The sequence below is a fragment of the Vibrio albus genome, from assembly GCF_003144035.1.
In the GTDB taxonomy this organism is placed as follows: Bacteria; Pseudomonadota; Gammaproteobacteria; order Enterobacterales; family Vibrionaceae; genus Vibrio; species Vibrio albus.
This window is the reverse complement of the sequence record NZ_QFWT01000018.1, coordinates 1-5,153: the sequence shown is the minus strand read 5'-3', so window position 1 is coordinate 5,153 and position 5,153 is coordinate 1. Positions and strand designations below refer to the sequence as shown.

Sequence of the window (5,153 nt, the reverse complement as noted above, 5' to 3'; positions counted from 1 at the left end):
GTAAGGCAAAAATGTGTCTTGAATAATTAACATCTTTGATATTCAGAACAAATGAATTAACAAAGAATATTAGGTGAGTTCAGTTCTGCATCATATAGCTAAAACTGAATTGACTCACCTTTGCCCCTTTATGCTTTAGAGTGGAAGCTCATATACAACGTAAGCGCCTCATAATCCCACGGGCGCTACCTTAATGAGAGAAGTTCCAAGTGTTAGATATAATAATGAAGCCATCATTACTTCTATAGTTATGATGGCTTTAAGTGTTGTTTATTGATTCAAATTAATTAGTGAAACTTTTACAATAACTTGAGGGTTATGTTATTTTTTCAACCCATAATTTATTTTAAATAATGGGTTATTAGAATCATGAGGTTTAGCAGGGTCTTGTGATAAAACAGACTGCATAGTTCTTGGAAGCTCGAATGGTGTCTTGGCTGTATAATTTTTATTCGAGGTTAATCGTTCAAATAATACTTCGTCACTAACACCAAAGTTGGCAATCAATGCATCAGAATCTTCTAACACATTGGTCATGATTGCAGGACGATCAAGGTAAATAGTGACGATAGTCGGTACATGTTTCGTCGCTTCTTTAATCGCTAAGTAATCCTTGTTGCCAGGTTTGAAATCTAATGCACCTTCATTATGTTTTTTACCAAAGTAATAGTTATTGTGAGGTCTTTCAAAAGGTGTCGTTGCTCTTATAAGGGCAATATCTGCTTCTGCTAATTGCTCAACAACGTGAAAACCAGATTTCTCTGCAACTTCTTTGTTCACACCATGCAACCAAACTTTCAGGCCAGTTTTGATTGGTAGAATCTTGTCGTTTTTCAGTAGTACCAGTGACTTAAATTGAGCAACATTGGCTAAAGCAGAAAACTCTTCGTTACCAACGATATCATCTGCCTTTTTCGCATCGACGTAAGGGTTTTCGAACAAGCCGACTTTGAACTTTTGTTCCAACAAACGCTGCACTGAATCATCCAAACGACTTTCGGTTATTTTTTTATTGTTGAAAGCATTTACGATTATCTCTGAGTCAACAACACCGCCAAACTGGTCTACGCCGGCTTCTATTGCTTTCACAAAACGATCTTCAACTGAGAGATCTTCAACACCCCAAGGCATACCCCTAGGAAGTACTTTCTCTCTTTCTTTAAAACCGTTGATACAGTCTTCTTCACAGTCTCTTGTGATTAGCCAATCGCTCAAGATAACGCCTTTGAAACCATAGGTATCTCGCAATAGGTCTTGCAGTAGGTAGCGACTATAGCCTCCGCCAACTTGCGGGATTTCTTTGCCATTGTGTGTGGCTCCCTGCAATATTGAATATGTTGGCATGATGCCCGCCGGGCTAGCTTTAAATGCTTCTACAAATGGCGCTATATGGGTATCTAATGACGTTGAAGTAAAATCTGCAAATTTTCCGTATGAGTTGTGGCTATCCCATCCGTCCTTTGCTGCGCCATATCCAACCCAATGCTTCAGTATCGTGATAACACTGTCTTTATTGATACCTTCCGAGCCAGACTGCATGCCAGCGATATAGCTTCGCGTCATGTTGCCAACCACTTTAGGGTCTTCGCCAAAAGTACCGCTAATACGAGGCCAGCGAGGTTCACTAGCGAGATCTGCTTGAGGAGATAAAGCTTCTGTTATACCTACTGCACGGTATTCTTGACGTACTACATTCGCGTATTTTTCTGTTAGCGCTTCATCGTTAATTGCTGCGATACCAAGCGTTTCAGGCCACTTACTGAATTTCCCAGAAGCGATAGAGGCTCCCTCAAGATACTGGAATGAGTTTCGCGGGTCTGAACTAATCGTAATTGGAATCCCTAAGCGAGTCGCTTCTGCGATCTTCTGTAGTATGTTGTTTTGTTCCGCCAAATGACTAGGGACATCCCCTTTAAGTCGAGTGATGAAATAGGAGACATGATTGTTTTCAATCAGTGCCTTGGCCTTCTCTTGGTCGTAGCTCGAACCGCGTCCTAAAATTCCTGAGCTTGGAGCAGAACCGTGCATCATCAGCCCAGCTTTTTCCTCTACAGTCATTAAAGATACTAGATTTCTAGCTCGCTCTTCTGGAGTGAGACGCCAGTCTTCATATAAATCCAGTTTTCCATTTTTATTTAAATCTTTAAAAGACTTACCATCGACGTTTAGAATTTTTACAGTGTCGCTTGCCAAATCTACATCCATATTAGCGAATGAAATCATTGGAAACATAGCTAACGCTATAGAAGTTCTAAGTAGAATCTTATGCTTAATAATATCCATGCTGCATATCTCGGGGTTATTAATTCGCTAATAAATGTATACATGAAATTAATTAGAGAATAGAAATAATTAATTTGTATTATTAAAATTGTGAAGGGTGTTCAATTCTAATGAGTATATTAAAAATCAATATACAGATTTGAATTTTAATATATAACAGATTTTACATATTATTTTATTCGTGTTTTTAGTTATGAAAATAAAGGATTTTTTAAATTTATTAATAATAAAAAGCAAAATGCATATACACCAAATGGAGTATATGCATAATTGAAAATATTTTTCTTCTTTCGTTAAATTATTCGTTCATATGATGAATGATACTGTTAGATAACGTTGTCAATGCCTCTGCTCTTTGCTGGTCAAGCTCAAACGATGCATTTAGTCGAATACAATGATTGTACTGCTCTGTTACATCAAACATTTTACCAGGAGCTATGCTGACATTTGCTTTTAACATGTCTTGGTATATCTGCATGGCATCAATATTTTTAGGCAGCTCTAACCAGAGAAAATATCCGCCTTTTTGGTTTACCACTTTCACACTCTCAGGTAGCAGTGTGCTAAGAAAATCCGCCATTTTGCTTTTACGTTCATGGAGTTTTTTACGTAATTGCTTGAGATGCGATTCATAATTACGACTGGTTAAATAGTGAACCAGAGCCATTTGTATTGGGGCACTGGTTGCTAAGGTACTCATGAGTTGCAATTTCTGAATGTCGAAAGATCTCTTTCCTGCAACAACCCAGCCAATACGCAGACCAGCTACCAGAGATTTTGAGAACGAAGAACACAACATAATGTTTCCAGATTGGTCATACATTTTCATTGAGCTAACAGGCTCATTTCCTTCATATAATTCGCTATACACATCATCTTCAATTAACGCGACGTTGTAGCGTTGCAACAGCTCTACAATTTGCTTTTTCTTTTCATCTGACAATGTAAAACCGAGTGGATTCTGATGATTGGACATCAGCCAGCACGCTTTAACATCATGAGTTTGTAAGGCTCGTTCCAACGAATCGATATCAATACCAGTTGTGGGGTCTGTGCGCACGGAAAGTGCTTTTAGGCCAAGACGTTGCAATGATTGCAAGGCGCCATAAAATGTCGGCGACTCTACCACTACGCAATCGCCCGGTTTGGTACAGGCCTGTAAACTCAAGTTTAAGGCTTCCAATGCACCAGCCGTAATGACGATTTCATCTGGTGATATTTCAATTCCCCTCGTGGTGTAACGCTTGGCAATGATTGAGCGCAATTGCTCATTACCGGGCGGGAGGTTGTTAAATGCACTCGAAATAGGCATGTTGCGAGCCGCCGCAGATAGAGCCCGATTGATGTGGTAGCGAGGATATAAATCTGGGCTGGGGTAAGCAAAACCAAAATTGACCATCAAAGGGTTTTTCCCGGCCTGAAGAATCTCGAATATAAACTCGTTCACATCGACATTCTCAGTTCTGGATACTGCCATCTGAACCTGTTGTTGCTTTTTAAAACGAGGCGCGACTTTATAACCAGAGCGAGCTTGAGACGTAATCCAGCCTTGTGACTCCAAAAGTTGGTATGCGTGTAAAACGGTCATTAAACTCATGCCCGAGTGTTCAGACTGTTTTCTTAGTGAAGGCAGTTTATCGCCGGGGTTCCAGATCCCTGACTGAATCTGTCGTTTGAGTTGATCTACTAAATTCTGATACTTAGCCAAATTAGCCCCCGATTGAACGATTAATAACGACCAAACAATAACACTTATTAAATAAATCTGTTATACAATAGTCGTTCTTTTTTGTATCTACTGCCTCATGACTTGAGCCTTTATTATCACTTCCATAAATACTTATTAAGCTCAAAGGAAGTTAATCCGTAAGGCGCTAATTTAGCTATACTGTAACTCAGAAATGTCCACGGGCTTTTCAGTGCATCCTGACTAACAGCCGATCTCGACTGCAACAGTTTGAGTTGATAGCCAGACTTTAGGTTGACCAATAAAACCTAAGAGGAGGTCAGCATGAGAAGTTATCTTCGGGAAAATGCAGTGGCATTAAAAGGCCATTCAAGCTTGAAGAAATCTGGCGAATCAGAGCTAGACTTGAGATTGAAAACAACCTGATGCAGCTTGCACTACTGAATCTAGCCATTGATAGCAAGTTAAGAGCTAGTGATTTGCTAAATCTGCACGAATACGATGTTTCTTCACAAGGAGTCATCTATGAAAGGGTTCAATGCATTCAGCAAAAAACAGGCACCAATGTTCATTATGAGATTACTCCGAGAACGCAACAAAGCATTAGCCGATGGATCTTCTCAGCATCCCTAGAGGCGAACAGTTTTTTGTTTCCAAGTGCTCGCCGCAAAGGACAACCCATCAGCTACTCATTCTACCGATCGATTATCAGGAATTGGGCAGTAAAACTTGGATTGAATGCGGACTACTATGGTACTCATTCCATGCGCCGCACTAAAGCAACCTTGATCTATGCCAGAACAAAAAACATTAGAGCGGTACAGATTTTACTGGGACATTCGAAGCTAGATAACACTATTCGTTACCTTGGAGTGGAATTGGAAGACGCTCTGAGGCTCTCAGAGCAAACAGACTGCTGAGATGAGACTTGCTGATACAGGCTTTTCTTTACTCCTGAAAAGCCTGTGCCCCGAAACGAGTTGTGAGCCAAAGTACGAACATAGATTTTCGGTTAATTTTGACATACAAAAAGTAATGATTGTCAAAAAGCAAGACCTGATAATCCTCTAGCCAGCCTCCCCGGTTGGTGCTACACCAACCTAGCTAACCAGGCTAAAAGAGGAGGCTGTTATGACACTGTACTGTGGAATAGATCTGCACTCAAATAATCATGTGGTTGTCG

The 5,153-nt window shown here is 40.1% G+C and carries 3 protein-coding genes; 1 reads left to right on the top strand and 2 read right to left on the bottom strand.

What is annotated here, in order from left to right; translation table 11 throughout:
* Window positions 1–321 precede the first annotated feature (321 nt).
* Window positions 322–2,283 carry a glycoside hydrolase family 3 protein gene (locus tag DI392_RS19230; protein ID WP_245884158.1) on the bottom strand — a complete coding sequence of 654 codons (1,962 nt, stop codon included), beginning with the start codon at window positions 2,281–2,283 and terminating at the stop codon, window positions 322–324.
* A 298-nt stretch (window positions 2,284–2,581) separates the two neighbouring features.
* The gene (locus DI392_RS19225; protein ID WP_109321314.1) at window positions 2,582–3,991 is read right to left on the bottom strand and encodes an aminotransferase-like domain-containing protein; all 1,410 of its coding nucleotides are present in this window, start codon (window positions 3,989–3,991) and stop codon (window positions 2,582–2,584) included.
* A 335-nt stretch (window positions 3,992–4,326) separates the two neighbouring features.
* Between DI392_RS19225 and DI392_RS19220 the strand changes: the two genes are divergently transcribed.
* The gene (locus DI392_RS19220) at window positions 4,327–4,890 is read left to right on the top strand and encodes a tyrosine-type recombinase/integrase (RefSeq protein WP_109321313.1); all 564 of its coding nucleotides are present in this window, start codon (window positions 4,327–4,329) and stop codon (window positions 4,888–4,890) included.
* Window positions 4,891–5,153 lie beyond the last annotated feature (263 nt).

Coding starts and splice junctions, on each gene's coding strand:
- DI392_RS19230 (WP_245884158.1), bottom strand. CDS start 2,283: ATGGATATTATTAAGCATAAGATTCTACTTAGAACTTCTATAGCGTTA.